This is a genomic window from Intrasporangium chromatireducens Q5-1, assembly GCF_000576575.1.
Taxonomy (GTDB): domain Bacteria; phylum Actinomycetota; class Actinomycetes; order Actinomycetales; family Dermatophilaceae; genus Intrasporangium_A; species Intrasporangium_A chromatireducens.
The window spans coordinates 1-15,423 of sequence record NZ_AWQS01000027.1; the positions used below are offsets into that span (position 1 = coordinate 1).

Annotated in this window: 14 protein-coding genes and 1 other RNA gene; 10 read left to right on the plus strand and 5 right to left on the minus strand. The window is 69.6% G+C overall.

Annotation, left to right across the window (positions count from 1 at the left end; translation table 11 throughout):
* Window positions 1-99 precede the first annotated feature (99 nt).
* Both N864_RS05410 and N864_RS05415 read right to left on the minus strand, forming a co-directional pair.
* Window positions 100-1,224 carry an ArsB/NhaD family transporter gene (locus N864_RS05410; RefSeq protein ID WP_081793400.1) on the minus strand — a complete coding sequence of 375 codons (1,125 nt, stop codon included), beginning with the start codon at window positions 1,222-1,224 and terminating at the stop codon, window positions 100-102.
* Window positions 1,221-1,976: a YaaA family protein gene (locus N864_RS05415; protein WP_205620866.1), complete on the minus strand. Its 756-nt coding sequence runs from the start codon at window positions 1,974-1,976 to the stop codon at window positions 1,221-1,223. The genes N864_RS05410 and N864_RS05415 overlap by 4 nt, the downstream gene beginning before the upstream one ends.
* Before the next feature lie 76 nt (window positions 1,977-2,052).
* Here N864_RS05415 and N864_RS05420 point away from each other — a divergent pair, with 76 nt between their 5' ends.
* The 3 genes from N864_RS05420 (at window position 2,053) to N864_RS05425 (ending at window position 4,593) form a co-directional block, all read left to right on the plus strand.
* On the plus strand, window positions 2,053-3,495 hold the full coding sequence (locus tag N864_RS05420) for an RNB domain-containing ribonuclease (RefSeq protein ID WP_034714349.1): 1,443 nt from the start codon (window positions 2,053-2,055) through the stop codon (window positions 3,493-3,495).
* Window positions 3,496-3,563: 68 nt separating this feature from the next.
* An RNA gene (gene rnpB / locus N864_RS23505) (RNase P RNA component class A) lies at window positions 3,564-3,935 on the plus strand.
* Window positions 3,936-4,002: 67 nt separating this feature from the next.
* Window positions 4,003-4,593, plus strand: a complete 591-nt coding sequence (locus N864_RS05425; protein WP_034714351.1) for a GNAT family N-acetyltransferase — start codon at window positions 4,003-4,005, stop codon at window positions 4,591-4,593.
* Between the two features lie 16 nt (window positions 4,594-4,609).
* Here the strand turns inward: N864_RS05425 and N864_RS05430 are convergent, their stop codons facing one another.
* On the minus strand, window positions 4,610-4,912 hold the full coding sequence (locus tag N864_RS05430; RefSeq protein WP_034714353.1) for an MmcQ/YjbR family DNA-binding protein: 303 nt from the start codon (window positions 4,910-4,912) through the stop codon (window positions 4,610-4,612).
* Between the two features lie 128 nt (window positions 4,913-5,040).
* On the opposite strand from N864_RS05430, the gene N864_RS05435 reads away from it, so the two are divergent.
* From N864_RS05435 to N864_RS05450, 4 genes are read left to right on the plus strand one after another with little or no spacing between them, the layout of a single operon-like run.
* Complete coding sequence (locus N864_RS05435; RefSeq protein WP_034714355.1) at window positions 5,041-6,405, plus strand: MFS transporter; 1,365 nt, start codon at window positions 5,041-5,043, stop codon at window positions 6,403-6,405.
* 33 nt (window positions 6,406-6,438) lie between these two features.
* A complete protein-coding gene (locus N864_RS05440; protein WP_034714356.1) occupies window positions 6,439-7,092 on the plus strand; it encodes an MBL fold metallo-hydrolase in 654 nt (217 codons plus the stop codon).
* A gap of 30 nt (window positions 7,093-7,122) precedes the next feature.
* Window positions 7,123-7,929, plus strand: coding sequence for an ABC transporter ATP-binding protein (locus N864_RS05445; protein ID WP_034714358.1), 807 nt, complete (start codon window positions 7,123-7,125; stop codon window positions 7,927-7,929).
* Entirely contained in the window at window positions 7,905-9,473 is a 1,569-nt protein-coding gene (locus N864_RS05450) for a hypothetical protein (RefSeq protein WP_034714360.1), read from the plus strand. Before N864_RS05445 ends, N864_RS05450 begins: the two co-directional genes overlap by 25 nt.
* Window positions 9,474-9,507: 34 nt before the next feature.
* Here N864_RS05450 and ppgK read toward each other — a convergent pair whose 3' ends face one another.
* Together ppgK and map are read right to left on the minus strand one after the other, a co-directional pair.
* The gene (gene ppgK, locus N864_RS05455) at window positions 9,508-10,278 is read right to left on the minus strand and encodes a polyphosphate--glucose phosphotransferase (protein ID WP_034714362.1); all 771 of its coding nucleotides are present in this window, start codon (window positions 10,276-10,278) and stop codon (window positions 9,508-9,510) included.
* A 43-nt stretch (window positions 10,279-10,321) separates the two neighbouring features.
* Window positions 10,322-11,185 (minus strand): type I methionyl aminopeptidase, encoded by an 864-nt coding sequence (gene map / locus N864_RS05460; protein WP_034714364.1) that lies wholly within the window; start codon window positions 11,183-11,185, stop codon window positions 10,322-10,324.
* 80 nt (window positions 11,186-11,265) lie between these two features.
* On the opposite strand from map, the gene N864_RS05465 reads away from it, so the two are divergent.
* The 3 genes from N864_RS05465 (at window position 11,266) to N864_RS05475 (ending at window position 15,423) form a co-directional block, all read left to right on the plus strand.
* Window positions 11,266-11,469 (plus strand): hypothetical protein, encoded by a 204-nt coding sequence (locus N864_RS05465; RefSeq protein WP_034714366.1) that lies wholly within the window; start codon window positions 11,266-11,268, stop codon window positions 11,467-11,469.
* 156 nt (window positions 11,470-11,625) lie between these two features.
* On the plus strand, window positions 11,626-13,965 hold the full coding sequence (locus N864_RS05470) for an immune inhibitor A domain-containing protein (RefSeq protein WP_034714368.1): 2,340 nt from the start codon (window positions 11,626-11,628) through the stop codon (window positions 13,963-13,965).
* Between the two features lie 120 nt (window positions 13,966-14,085).
* Window positions 14,086-15,423, plus strand: coding sequence for a glutamine synthetase family protein (locus N864_RS05475; protein ID WP_034714369.1), 1,338 nt, complete (start codon window positions 14,086-14,088; stop codon window positions 15,421-15,423).

Here is a 15,423-nt window from a genome sequence, read left to right on the forward strand (position 1 = left end):
GTCACGGAATACTTCTCCACAGCCAATTCTGCTGTCCTGCAGGCCGATTCGCCTCTCGATGCGGTGCAGGGAGCGAGTCGCGGAAGCCGTGATGACACCCTAGATGGAGGCACTGACAGTGGCAGCCGCCACCACCACGACGGCGCAGAGCAGACCCTGCAACGCCAGCCGTGGCACGCCCACCACGAGCCCCGCCCGGCGGCACTGGCGCAGCCAGAGGATCGTCGCAACGGACCCCCACGGGGTCACGAGAGGGCCTGCGTTCACGCCGACGAGGAGGGCCACGAGGCGGACCGCCGAGTCCGAAGCCGTCGGCTCGAGCGCCAGGTAGGCCGGCAGGTTGTCGAACGCGTTGGCCGAGACCGCGCCGACGCCGCTCACCCGGGCCAGGTCCGGCAGGCTCGTTCCGGACCCGACGACGGATCGCAGCACGTCCTCGAGCCCGTGCCGCAGGGCCGCGTCGACGACGAGGAAGAGCAGGCAGAGGCCGAGCACGGTGAGCCAGGGCGGACGAACGCTGCGCAGCAGCTGGGGTGCTCGCCGCCAGGTGACGACGAGCAGTACGACGGCCGCGGCGCCGGCGGGATAGGCGGGCTGTGAGCTGAGGATGAAGCCCGCGACCATGAGGACGACGACGGCCGCGGAGAGGAGCATGAGCAGCCGGTCGTGCGGCTCGCCGCGCGGTGGCTGTCCGAACCTGCCGCTGAAGCTGCGCCGATTGAGGATCCACAGAACTGCGACGGTCATGACGACAGCGACGACCGCAGGCCGCCAGATGAGGGCGACGTACTCACTCGTCGTCCCGACTCCGAGCGCCGAGAGAGGATGCCGAGCAAGGAGATTGGTCAGGTTCGACACCGGCAGCAGCAAGGAGCCGGAGTTTGCGAGCCAGAGTGTCGTCATCGCGAAAGGCAGGGCCGCTGCTCCCACTTGGCGGGCGACCACGATCGCGACCGGCGTCAGCAGCACCGCCGTCGTGTCGAGACTGAGCAGGATCGTGGCGGCCGTCGACAGCGCGACGATGAGCAGCCACAGCACGACGACGCGACCCCTGGCGAGACGAGCCGCCCAGTGCGCCGCCTCGTCGAATAGTCCTGCAGCATCACAGATCTCGGCGACGACGGTCAGCGCGACGAGGAAGACGAGGATCGGCACGACCCGGTCGACGAGACCCCCGAGATCGAGGAGTGGACCAACCCCGGGGACGGCCTGGGTGGAGATCACCCTTGCGGTCGTGCGGTGGTGGAGAGGACCCAGGGCTTGCCAGCCCGTGCTGGGGGAGCGAGTGCCACGTCGAAGCCATCGGCCAGGGCCTCGGCGAGCGCCTCGGGCGTGCGCGGCGCGGCGCCGGCGCGCACGAGGTGGCGGGTCATCAGGCCGCGAGTGTGCTTGGCCATGTGGGTGGCCCCGGGGACAACGATCTGCACCCAACGCGAGGCGAGCTGGCCTCCGGGAGCCCAGGCAGCGGCATACGTGCTCGATCTGCAGTCGACGATGACGCCACGGCCGACGGCATCGGGAAGGTTGGCCTCCAGCTCGGGCCGCCAGGCGGCGGCGAGTGGGCCGACCCCGGGCAGGTTCACGGACATGGACAGCCGGTAGGCCGGGATCCGGTCCGAGAGCCGGACGGCGCCGAAGAGGGCCGACTGGACGACGACGGACCGGGTCGCGCGACGCTTGGCAGCGGCGTCGAGGGACGCAAGGTCGAGGGCGTCATACAGCACGCCGGAGTACACCTCGCCGGCCGGGGCGGCGGGCGCAGTACGAAGGCGCGTGTTCCGAGCGACCTCCTCGGTGAGGTTCGGGGAGACACCGAGCACGCCATACGGGTCAGGGCCCGAGCTGACCTTCTCGAGCGCGGCAATCACCTCGTCGCGCAGCGGTGTCAACGCGGGAAACGAGAGCGCCCCGAGGTCGAGGGAGTGACCGCGACGGCGCTGGCTCTTGCCCTCGGAGGGCGGCAGGAGGATGAGCACGAGCGACAGCGTAGGGAACGGTTCTGAGCGGTGCGGCAGCGTCCGTCGGCGGCCGGGCCTGCGTAGGGTGACACGCATGGCCAAGCGGAACATCGTCTATCGTCGCCTGCCCGAGCCCGGCACCATCGGTCGGCAGCTGTCACAGCGTTTTGCCGACGTCCGTCGCGAGTTCGAGGTCCCCGAGGAGTTCCCGGCCGAGGTGATCGTCGAGGCGCAACAGGCCGCAAGCGCCGCGGCCCTGCCGGATCGCGACGCGACCGACGTGCCGTTCGTCACGATCGACCCGCCGGGGTCCAAGGACCTCGACCAGGCGATGTGCCTGGAGCGGCGCGCGGACGGATACAGGGTGCGTTACGCCATCGCGGACGTCCCGGCCTTCGTCCGGGCCGGCGGGGCGGTCGACGCGGAGGCGAGACGCCGAGGACAGACGATCTACTGCCCCGACATGCGCGTCCAGCTGCACCCCAGCGAGCTGAGCGAGGGCGCCGCCAGCCTGCTGCCCGACGAGGTGCGCCCGGCGTTCGTGTGGGACGTCACGCTCGCCCCCGATGGTGAGCAGACCGGGGTGTCGGTCGCGCGCGCCATGGTCCGCAGCGTGCGCCGCTATGACTACGACGAAGTCCAGCGCGCCGTCGACTCAGGCAGCGCCGATGACACCCTGATGCTGCTGAAGGAGATAGGTGAGAAGCGAATCGCCTTGGAGCAGAAGCGTGGTGGCGCCAGTCTCCCACTGCCCGAACAGGAGGTCGAGGAGGACGGCAAGGGTGGGTTCTCGGTGTCGTTCCGGCCGCTGCTGGCAGCGGAGGACTGGAACTCGCAGATCTCGCTGCTGACCGGGATCGCGGCCGCGCAGCTGATGCTCGACGGTGGGATCGGCATCCTGCGGACGATGCCGCCACCCGAGCCGCGCGACGTTCGACGCTTCCGCCGCCAGGCGGCGGCCGCTGGAGTGAGCTGGCCCGAGGGGCAGACGTATGGCGCTTTCCTCCGGACGCTCGACCGCACCAATCCGCGCCACCTGGCCCTCATCCACGAGGCGACCGCGCTGTTCCGCGGAGCGGGGTACACGCCGTTCGACGGCGCCGCACCGGAGCAGCGGGAGCACGCCGCCGTGGCGAGCCCCTACGCCCACGTCACCGCGCCCTTGCGGCGGCTCGTCGACCGCTTCGGGCTCGTCGTGTGCGAGGCACTGTCCGAGGGCAACGAGGTTCCGGGCTGGGCACGGGAGGCCCTGCCCCTGCTGCCCGGACTGATGGCCGACTCGGACCGGCGGGCCGGCGCCGTCGAACGCGGCTGCACGGACGCCGTCGAGGCCGCAGAGCTCCTTCCGCTGGTCGGCAGGACCGTCGAGGCCATCGTGGTCGACGATGCGAACGGCAACGGCGTCATCGTCCAGTTCTCCGATCTCGCCGTCCTGGCCAAGGCCACCGGCCATGCCGAGGCCGGCGCCTCGGTGCAGGTCAGGGTCGACGGCGCGGACATCGGCACTGGGAAGATGGAACTGACCGTCGTCGGCTGACACGGGTCGCCGGAAGGGCCACCGCGTGAGGCCACGGTGAGCGGCATACCCCTTATGCTGGTCACGGATGAGTCGGCCGGGCGGCCGCGTCAGGACCTCGGTCCTGCCGAGGAACGTCCGGGCTCCACAGGGCAGGGTGGTGGCCAACAGCCACCCGGGGTGACCCGCGGGACAGTGCCACAGAAAGCAGACCGCCAGCCTTGGCTGGTAAGGGTGAAACGGTGGTGTAAGAGACCACCAGCGCCCCAGGCGACTGGGGCGGCTCGGTAAACCCCACCCGGAGCAAGCCCAGACAGCGCACGTTCGAGACCGGCCCGGTCGAGTGCGCGGGTAGGGCGCTGGAGCCGGTCAGCAATGACCGGCCGAGATGGATGGCCGCCACCGCACCACCCGGTAACGGAGGTGCGGCACAGGACCCGGCGTACAGGCCGACTCATCCACTTTCATCTCGTGAACCGCCGACGTCGTTGACCGCCGTGGCGGGCAACCGACGGGATAAGGTGCGACATGGCCAGCGAGTCCTCGTACACCATCGCGCGGCTCGGCCCCGAGACCTGGCCCGCCTTCGATGCGCTGGTGCAGCGGCACAACGGCATCTTCGGCGGCTGCTGGTGCATCTGGTTCCACCCCGATGGGCCCGAGCGCGGTCAGGGTGCGGAGGCCAACCGAGCCCTGAAGAAGGCCTATGTCGAGCAGGGCAAGGCACACGCCGCACTCGTGATGGACGGCGACGAGGCCATCGCCTGGGCCGAGTACGGCACCCCGGTCGAGCTGCCCTCCATCCATCACCGCAAGGAGTACGACGCGACCAAGTCGGCCGATCCCGACTACCGGATCACCTGCGTCTTCGTCGACAAGCGCTACCGGCGGCAGGGGGTCACGGAGCTGGCCATCACCGGCGCCCTCGACCTCATTGCGCAGGCCGGTGGAGGGAGGGTCGAGAGCTATCCGCACGACCTGACGGACCAGACCAAGAAGCTGTCGTCGTCGTTCGTCTACAACGGCACGCGACGCCTCTATGAGCGGCTCGGCTTCACCTATGACCGGCCCAAGGGGCTGAGGAACTGCGTCATGGTCAAGGTGGTCGAGCCAGCCTGAGTACTTCCGAGCGGTCTCACTCGGCCTGCATCTGCCACGCGAGGTCGATGGCCTCGCACACCTCACGGGGTTGCGCTCGATCGAGGTACGCCTCGACCTTGTGGTGCGCCTCCATCCGGGGCGGCACCCCGAAGCTGTCCGGATACCTCTCCAGCAGCGAGTCACGCCGGCTGAGGGGCACCCGGATCACCAGCGTGTTCTCGTCGTGCAGGCGAGCCACCAGACGGTCGTGGACGTACCAGCCGGGACGCGACTCGGTTCCCTTGCGCTTCACGTCGGGCAGCGACTCCGCATACCGGCCGACCTCCTCAGGGGTCATCCACGAAGCGTAGCCGCAGGGTCCGTGGCCGCAGAGGAGCGAGCGCACCTCGGACCTGCGCGAGCAGGCCGACACGCGGGGCGGGAAAATGACGCGACAGATGCCTCTCGGATCCGGAGAATTCCGGGGTGATTTTCGACGCCGTCCTCCGTCAGGCCCGCCCCCCGTCGCCACTGGCCGGACGGCTCGCTGCCCAGTCACTGCTCTTCGCCCTGGGCGAGGGCACCTTCATGACGGGCTCGGCGGTGTTCTTCACCCAGATCGTCGGGCTCTCGGCCGCCCAGGTCGGTCTCGGACTGACCTTCGCCGGCGTGGCCGCCTTCCTGGCGGCGCTGCCGATGGGCAAGCTCGTCGACCGGTTCGGGCCGAAGAAGATGTGGGCCGTCAGCGCCACCGGTCAGGCCGCGATGTTCTCGCTGTGGCCGTTCATCAGCGGCTTCCACGGCTATGTCGGGATGGCCGTCGGGATGGAGGTCATCGGCGCCCTCGGCGGAGCGGCATACGGCGCGTACACGATCGACGTGCTCCCGGCCGACGAGCGGGTGCACTCGCGCGCCTACATGTACTCGGCCCTCAACGTCGGCTTCACGCTCGGCTCGATGCTCGGCGGCATCGCCCTGGCGTTCCACTCCAACGACGTCCTGCACGCACTGCCGTGGTTCACCGCGCTGGCGTTCCTCATCAATGCGGCTGCGATCGGTCGGCTGCCCAACGCGACGCACGACGAGCGCACCCCCGAGGACCGCACCGTCAAGATCCCCGGTCCGGGACCGCTGCGCAACGCCGGCTGGCTCCTGACCACGTTCTTCGGCGGAGTCTTCTGGACCAACCAGGTGCTCCTCAACGTCGTCATCCCGCTCTGGCTCGTCGAGAAGACCGACGCCCCGCGAGTCCTCCTCGCCTTCCTGTTCGGCACCAACACCGTCATGTGCATCTTCCTGCCGATGGTCACCTCGCGTGGCGTCAAGGACGTGCCGACCGCGCTGCGGGCGATCCGGCTCTCGTCGATGTTCTTCGTCGTGTCCTGCATCATCACGCTCGCGACGCACGACACCGTCGGCTGGATGACGATCGCGCTCGTCTGGCTCGGCCACGTCACCGTGACCGGTGCCGAGCTCTACCTCTCGGCGGCGAGCTGGTCCTTCGAGGCCGAGCTGATGGATCCACGCCAGCGTGGTGCCTACCAGGGAGCCGCCGAGATGAGTGGCACCCTCGGGCGCGTCTGGGCTCCCGCGGTCTACACCTTCCTCGCGATGAACTGGGGTGCCACGGGCTGGCTCCTCATCGCCGGGATCATCGTCGTGGCCACCCTCGGGATCCACCCGTCGACGCGGCTCGCGCGGCGCTTCCTCGAGCAGCACGTGCCCCCGGACGTGCTCGCCGACGCCCGTGCGTCCGCGCCCGAGGCGGAGGACGGGCTCACCGTCGGGCCGCCATCACTGATCCACCCGGACGAGCCGATCCCTGACCCAGATCCCGACCCGGTCCGCTGACGTCGGCCGGGCGCCGAAGGCTACGTTGGGACCATGCGCCTGACTCACCTCGGACACGCGTGCCTGCTCGTCGAGACCGGCGACCGGCGCATCCTCATCGACCCCGGCAACTTCTCGGCCGGCTTCGAGGACCTGCGCGACCTCGACGCGATCCTCGTCACGCACAACCACCCGGACCACTTCGACCCCGAGCGGGTCCCCGGGCTGATCCGCGCGAACCCCCGGGCGAGCGTCCACGTCGACGCGTTGACGGCGGAGAAGCTTGGGGGAGAAGGGCTCTCGGTGACGCCCACGCACCGTGGTGAGGACTTCGCCATCGGTGACGTGCGTGTCGCGCCCGTGGGGGAGCAGCATGCCTGCAACCACCCCAAGACACCGCAGATCCCCAACGTGGGCTACGTGCTCCGCACGGATGGCGAGCCAACGCTCTTCCACCCCGGGGACGCGTATGACGCTGAGCCGGGTCCCGTGGACATCCTGGCGCATCCGCTCAACGCCCCGTGGTGCGCGAGCCGCGACTCGATCGAGTTCGTGTCGCGCATCGCCCCGCGCTTCTTCGTGCCGATCCATGACGCGCTGCTGTCCGACCGTGGCAAGCGGATGTATGCCGGCCACATCGAGAACTTCGCCGACGTCGACACCCTGACATTGCGCTACCTCGGGGACGGGGAGTCCGATACCTTCTGAGCGCCGAACTGCTCGAGAACCGGGGGAGAGATGACCGACCTGTCGATGCTGCCACCACCTGCGGGTGAGGCGGTGAGGGGCCCCGCCATTGCGGTGCGAGGCCTGGGCAAGCGCTTCGGCGACCTCATCGCCGTCAACGGGATCGACCTCGACGTGCCGCGCGGCTCGTTCTTCGGTCTGGTCGGGCCCAACGGCGCGGGCAAGACCACGACGCTGTCGATGGTGACCGGGCTGCTGCGACCCGACGCCGGGACGGCCATGGTGCTCGACCACGACGTGTGGGCGGACCCAGTCGAGGCGAAGCGCCTGCTCGGCATCCTCCCCGACGGCCTGCGCATCTTCGACCGGCTCACCGGCCTGCAGCTCGTCACGTACGCCGGGCTGCTGCGCGGACTGTCCCGTGAGGTCGCGACGAAGCGGGCCACCGAGCTGTTGCGGGCCCTCGGGCTCGAGGACGCCCAGGACAAGCTCGTCGTCGACTACTCGGCCGGCATGACGAAGAAGGTCACCCTCGCCTCGGCACTCGTGCACGGCCCGCGGGTCCTCGTCCTCGACGAGCCCTTCGAGGCGGTCGACCCGGTGTCCGCGACGACGATCCGGGGCATCCTCGCCGACTTCGTCTCGGCCGGCGGCACCGTCGTCCTCTCGAGCCACGTCATGGACCTCGTCGAGCGCATCTGCAGCCATGTCGCGGTCCTCGCCCGGGGTGAGGTCCTCGCGACCGGCACGGTCGACGAGGTGCGTGCCGGGGAGTCGCTCGAGGAGCGCTTCGTCGACCTCGTCGGTGGCTCGACCGAGGTGGAGGGGCTCGAGTGGTTGCGCACCTCGTCCGACTGAAGCTCACGCTGCTGCGCAACATCTTCCGTCGCAGCCGGGCCCAGGCGATCGGCGCCATCCTCGGCATCGTCTACTTCGGCGCCCTTGTGGTCCTCGCCGCCATCGCGGTCGCGACGTTGCGCTCGACGCTGCCCGACGCGAGGCTCTACGTCCCCCTCGGCGGAGCGCTGCTCGTCCTCGCGTGGGGACTGCTGCCGCTGCTGACCTTCGGGACCGACCCGACCCTCGATCCGGCCCGGTTCGCGACCTTCGCGATCCCCTACCGGCAGCTCGCGGCCGGGCTCGTCCTCGCCGGGCTGCTCGGCCTGCCGGCCATCGCCTGCGCCATCGTCGTCGCCGGCACCCTTGTCACGTGGTCGGTCTCGGTCCTCGCGACCGTCGTCGCGCTCGTCTCCGCCGCCGCTGGACTGCTCACCTGCGTGACGCTGAGCCGCTGGGTGTCCGCCCTTGCGAGCACCGCCATGTCGAGCCGCCGCGGCCGTGACGTGACGGCGATCCTCGGCCTCGTCCTGGTCGTCGGCCTGGGCCCGGGCCTCGCACTCGCCGGCAGCACGGTCGAGCGCTTCGAGAGCGTCATGCCGACCGTGGGCACCGTCGCCGGCTGGACCCCGGTCGGGTGGATCTGGGCCGCCCCCGCAGACGTTGCGGTCGGCCAGGTCGGCACCGGTCTGCTGCGCCTCGTCCTCGGTCTCGGCGTCCTCGCCGGCCTCGGCCTGCTGTGGCAACGCGCCGTGCGTCGCCAGGTCGAGGACCCGAACGTGGTCGGCGGTGCCGGCGAGAGCAAGGGACACCACGGCCTCGGCCTGCTCGGCCGGTTCCCCGACACCGAGACCGGCGCCATCGCGGCGCAGATCGCCACCTACTGGCAGCGCGACCCGCGCTACCAGGTCGGGCTGCTCATGGCGCCCATCACCCCGTTGTTCCTGCTGGTCCCCTCGCTCGCAGCGGGCACCGACTGGACCGTCCTGCTCATGGGACCGCTCATCGCCTTCCTCATCGGCTGGAGCGAGCACAACGCCGTCGCGTTCGAGTCGACCGCATTCTGGATGCACGTGGCGGCCGGGACCCGCGGCCGCGCCGACCGGATCGCCCGTCTCGTCCCCAGCCTGGTCCTCGCCGTCGTCCTCGTGCCGGTCTACAGCGTCGTCGGCGCCTGGATAGGGGGCCGCTTCGACCTGCTGCCGGCGATCGTCGGGGTCTCCGTCGCCCTCGCGGGCGTCGGCTACGGCCTGTCCTGCGTGATGAGTGTGGTCATGCCCTACCCCGTGCCCAAACCGGGGGAGAGCCCGTTCACGACGCCGCCCGGTGGGCAGGGTGCACGGCTGCTCGCGCAGACGATCTCGAGCCTCGGCACGGCCGTGCTCGCCTCGCCGGTCATCCTCCTGGCGCTGCTGACCTGGTGGGAGCGGGACTGGGCGCTCTGGCCGACCGCGCTGAGCGGCATACTCCTCGGCGGCGGGGTCTTCGCGCTCGGGGTGCGCGTCGGCGGACGGATCTACGACCGTCGCGCACCCGAGGTCCTGGCCGGCCTGGTCCGCGACTGACAGGGTCCGGCGGCGCGGACGGGCAGACCGGCGCTCAGCCGTTGGAGATGGCGAGATCGACGGCCCGGCGCGCCGCACCGATGATGCCGGCCCGGTTGCGCAGCCGGGCGGGGACGATCGGAGCCCGCAGCTTGAGGCGCGGCAGGAACAGGTCGGCGTCCTTGGAGATCCCGCCCCCGACGACGATGAGGTCGGGGGAGAAGAGCCGCTCGAGCATGGAGTAGTAGCGCTGCAACCGGTCGACGTACTCGTCCCAGGACAGGTTGTTGCGCGTCATGATCGAGGAGGCCGCGACCTTCTCCGCGTCCTGGCCGTCCATCTCGAGGTGGCCGAGCTCGGAGTTGGGGACGAGCACGCCGTTGTAGATGAGGGCGGAGCCGATGCCGGTGCCGAGCGTCGTGAGGATGATCAGCCCCTGCTCGCCCTGCGCCGCCCCGTAGTGCAGCTCGGCGAGGCCCGCGGCGTCGGCGTCGTTGAGGACGGACACCCGACGGCCCGTATGGCGCTGGATCAGGGCCTCCGCGTCGGTGTTGACCCACGAGGGGTCGATGTTGGCCGCAGACAGCACCGTGCCACGGATCACGACGGCCGGCACGGTGACGCCGATGGGCGAGTCGCCGGTCTGGTCGGCGAAGTGGTCAACGATCTCGTCGACGACGGCGGCGACCGCATCGGGAGTGGCCGGGATGGGGGTGTCGATGCGCAGCCGCTTCTCGGCGAGGGCGCCGGCCTCCAGATCGACGGGAGCGCCCTTGATGCCGCTGCCGCCGACGTCGATGCCGAGTGGCCGACCCGTGGTGCCCATGGTCCTCGCTTCTCGCCTCGTGGCCGGGTGTGGGGCTCCGAGCCTACGGCAGGGTGAGGATCTCGTTGCCGTCCTCGGTGATCACGATCGTGTGCTCGAACTGGGCCGACCGGCGGCGGTCCTTCGTCACGACCGTCCACTTGTCGTCCCACATCTCCCACTCGTGGGTGCCGAGGTTGAGCATCGGCTCGATGGTGAAGGTCATGCCCGGCTCCATGACGAGGTCGTAGCTGGGCGCCGCGTCGTAGTGGGGGATGATCACGCCCGAGTGGAACTCGAGGCCGACCCCGTGCCCGGTGAAGTCCCGCACCACGCCGTAGCCGAACCGTTTCGCGTAGCTCTCGATGACGCGGCCGATCACGTTGACCTGGCGCCCCGGCTTCGCCGCCTTGATCCCGCGCATCATCGCCTCGTGGGTGCGCTCGACGAGCAGCCGAGACTCCTCATCGACCTCACCGACGGGGTACGTCGCGTCGGTGTCACCGTGCACGCCGTGGAGGTAGGCGGTCACGTCGATGTTGACGATGTCGCCGTCCTCGAGCGGCCGCAGGTCGGGGATGCCGTGACAGATGACCTCGTTGACGCTCGTGCAGACGGACTTCGGGAACGCCTTGTAGCCGAGGGGGGAGGGGTAGGCGCCGTGGTCGAGGAGGTACTCGTGGGCGACCCGGTCGAGCTCGTCGGTCGTGACGCCCGGGGCGATGTGCTCGGCCGCAGCCGCCATGGCCCGCGCCGCGACGCGGCCGGCCGCACGCATCTTCTCGATGGTCTCGGCGTCCTTGATGAGGACATCGCCGTCCTCGCGGAACTGGGCCACATCGACGTAGTGCGGCCGCTCGATGCGCGCCGGCACCGCCCGTCGAGGGGTGAGGGCATGGGGGGACACACTTGCGAAGCGAACCGGCATACGGTGGAGTTTAGTGCGGCGCACCGGGCCGACCAGTGGCGTCCCCGAGCGCTCGAGCCGACTGAGGAGGGACGTAGGCGATGAAGTACTGGTACAACGTCGACACCGGTGAGGTCCAGACCGACGACACCAAGAGTCGGGGTGAGCTCATGATGGGCCCCTACGACACCGAGGCCGAGGCACGCAACGCCCTTGCCAGCGCGCGGGCTCGCACCGAGCAGTGGGACGAGCAGGACCGCGAGTGGAACTCCCGCGGCACGTCTGCGCCCGAGGCCGACGACTGACGGCGGGGACTGGCAACTCCGCGGATCGTCAGGCACGTTTCAAGGTCCGGTAAAGGAACAGTAAGAACTGCGTTCCTCGTCCCCGGACTGTCCGTGCCGCGTGGTCGAATGCGGTCCGGCGCCGGACCGGCGCCGGACCAACCAGGAGGACTGATCTTGAACAAGCGTCAATGGAGCGCTGTCTCGGGCCTTGCCGTCGGCGCTCTCGTCGCGACGGGGCTCGCTGCACCCGTCAGCGCACAGGCAGCCCCGACCAAGCGTGCTGCCGTGGCCGCCGACCCCGCGGCGTCGCAGGCGTCTCGACCGGACAACCTGCCCAACCCGCTCGCGGAGGCCCAGGCCAAGGACCGTCAGGAGGCCATCGCCCAGCTCGTCAAGGGGGAGGCAAAGGTCAAGACGGTCGGCGGCAACCGCGTCATCGAGCTGAAGGCCAAGGCCAAGGGCAAGAAGGGCAAGTACGTCAACTACCCGGTCAACCGCGAGGAGGACATCTTCACGATCCTCACCGACTTCGGCGCGAAGATCGACCCGAAGACCGGCGGCACGGCCGGCCCGGTGCACAACCAGATCCCCGCGCCGGACCGCAAGTGGGACGGCAACAGCACCGACGACAACTCGACGTACTGGACCGCCAACTTCGACCGGCAGCACTACGTCGACATGATGTTCGGCCCGGGGGAGTCCTTCCGCGACTTCTACCTCAAGCAGTCCAACGGCCGCTTCCTCGCCAAGGGCGACGTGTCCGAGTGGGTCACCGTGCCCTACAACGAGGCCCGCTACGGCAGCAACATCGATGAGGCCGACGGCTACTGGAACTACATCAAGGACACTGCCCAGGCGTGGTACGACGCCCAGGTCAAGGCCGGCAAGACGAAGGCCGAGATCGCCGACTACCTCAAGCAGTTCGACAAGGTCGACCGCTACGACTACGACGGGGACGGCAACTTCAACGAGCCCGACGGCTACATCGACCACTTCCAGGCGATTCACGCCGGAGAGGGCGAGGAGGCCGGCGGAGGCGCTCAGGGTGCGGACGCCATCTGGTCGCACCGCTGGTACGCCTACTCCACTGACCAGGGCAAGACCGGGCCCGACTTCAACAAGCTCGGCGGCGTGCCGCTCGGCGACACCGGCCTGTGGATCGGCGACTACACGACCGAGCCGGAGAACGGGGGCCTCGGCGTCTTCGCGCACGAGTTCGGTCACGACCTCGGCCTGCCAGACCTCTACGACACCGCGGGCGGCGACAACGGCACCGGCTTCTGGACGCTGATGAGCTCGGGGTCGTGGCTGAACCACGGGGGCAACTCGATCGGGACCACGCCCGGCTACATGGGCGCCTGGGAGAAGCTCCAGCTCGGCTGGCTCGATTTCGCGACCGTCAAGTACGGCGACAAGACGAGCCTTCGGGTCGGTCCGGCGGACCGGGTCGTGCAGGACAAGAAGGCGCCGAACGGCAAGCTGCCCCAGGCCGTCGCCGTGACGCTGCCGGACCGGACCATCACGACGGAGTACAACACCCCGAAGACCGGTGCCATGGAATGGTGGGGCGGCGTCAAGGACAAGACGACCACGACCCTGTCCCGCTCGCTCGATCTCACCGGCAAGAGCGCGGCCTCCGTGTCCGCGTCGGTGGAGGCCGACATCGAGGAGGGCTACGACTTCCTCTACCTGCAGGCCTCGACGGACGGGTCCTCCTGGACCAACGTCAAGGACGATCAGGGCACTGAGGGGATCACCGGCACCTCCGACTGGACGACCCACACCTGGAACCTGTCCGCCTTCGCCGGCAAGTCCATCACTGTCCGCTTCGCCTATGTCACCGACCCGGCCACGCACGGCAACGGCCCCTTCCTCGATGACATCACCCTGAGAGTCGACGGGGCGCAGGTCGACACCGACGGTGCAGAGTCGGCCACCGGCCCCTGGACCGCCAAGGGATTCGAGCGGATCTCCGGGACCGTCTCCAAGCAGGTGCCGCACTTCTACCTCGCCGAGAACCGGGTCTACTCCGGCTACGACAAGACGCTGCAGACCGGCCCGTACAACTTCGGCTTCGGTTCCACCAAGCCGGACTGGGTGGAGCGCTTCCCGTACCAGAACGGCCTGCTCGTGTCGTACGTCAACTACGCGTACACCAACAACAACACGCGCACCCACCCGGGTGCGGGGCTGGTGCTGCCCGTGGACGCACGTCCGGCTCCGGTCAAGTTCAGCGACGGGGCGCTGCTCGGCAACCGCCGCCAGCCCTTCGACGCCACCTTCGGACAGGAGAAGACAGACTCGGTCACGTTCCACCGCAACGCGGTTCCCGTGACGGTTCCGTCCTCACGGGCGATCCCGACGTTCGACGACACCGACCCCAACCGCTACTGGACCGCGGACAACCCGTGGAACTCGGTGAAGGTGGCCGGGTCCGGCACCCGCATCACCGTGACGCACACGGACCACAAGGCGGACCAGATGGTCCTCGACGTGAACTTCACCAAGAAGTGAGCGCCGGCTGAGCGGCATACCGCCGACGTGAACGGGACGGCCCGCGGAAGGACACCTCCCGCGGGCCGTTCCTCCGTCCCCGTTAACCCGGGCGAAACAGCGATGCGGCAGGATCGGGGCATGAACCGTCAGGAAGAGTTCGTCCTGCGCACGATCGAGGAGCGCGACATCCGCTTCGTCCGGCTCTGGTTCACGGACGTGCTCGGCACGCTGAAGTCCGTGGCCGTCGCGCCGGCCGAGCTCGAGGGTGCCTTCGCGGAGGGCATCGGCTTCGACGGCTCCGCCATCGAGGGACTCATGCGGGTCTACGAGGCCGACATGCTCGCCAAGCCCGATCCCACGACCTTCCAGATCCTGCCGTGGCGCGGCGAGAGCCCGGGCACCGCGCGGATGTTCTGCGACCTGCTCATGCCCGACGGCACGCCGAGCGTGGCCGACCCGCGCCACGTGCTGCGCCGCGCCCTCGGCCGCGCGGCCGACCTCGGGTTCACCTTCTACACGCACCCCGAGATCGAGTTCTTCCTGCTCGAACAGCAGCGAGGTCCCCGCGGACGACCCGTCCCCGTCGACGACGCAGGCTACTTCGACCATGTCCCGCACGGCACCGGCCACGACTTCCGGCGCGCCGCGATCACGATGCTCGAGAGCATGGGCATCTCCGTGGAGTTCAGCCACCACGAGGGCGCGCCCGGCCAGAACGAGATCGACCTGCGCTACGCCGACGCCCTCTCGACGGCGGACAACATCATGACCTTCCGCACCGTCATCAAGGAGGTCGCCCTCACCCAGGGCATCTACGCCACGTTCATGCCCAAGCCCTTCTCGGAGCACCCCGGATCGGGCATGCACACCCACCTCTCGCTCTTCGAGGGTGACTCCAACGCCTTCTACGAGCCGGGCGCGCCGTACCAGCTGAGCAAGACCGGCCGACAGTTCATCGCGGGCCTGCTGCGCCACGGCGCTGAGATCGCCGCGGTGACGAACCAGTGGGTCAACTCCTACAAGCGGCTCTGGGGTGGTGGCGAGGCACCCGCCCACCTCACCTGGGGGCACAACAACCGGTCCGCACTGGTGCGGGTGCCGATGCACAAGCCGAGCAAGGGGCAGTCGACCCGCATCGAGGTGCGCTCGCTCGACTCGGCGTGCAACCCCTACCTCGCCTACGCCGTGCTGCTCGGGGCCGGCCTCAAGGGCATCGAGGAGGGCTACGACCTGCCGCCGGAGAGCGAGGACGACGTCTGGAGCCTCACCGACGCCGAGCGGCGCGCCATGGGCATCAAGCCGCTCCCGGCCTCCCTCGGGCGGGCGCTGGAGGTCATGGAGGAGAGCGAGCTCGTCGCCGAGCTGCTCGGCGAGCACGTCTTCGACTTCTTCCTGCGCAACAAGCGACAGGAGTGGCGCGACTACCGGCACGAGATCAGCCGCTTCGAGCTCGACCGCTATCTGACTCGCCTCTGA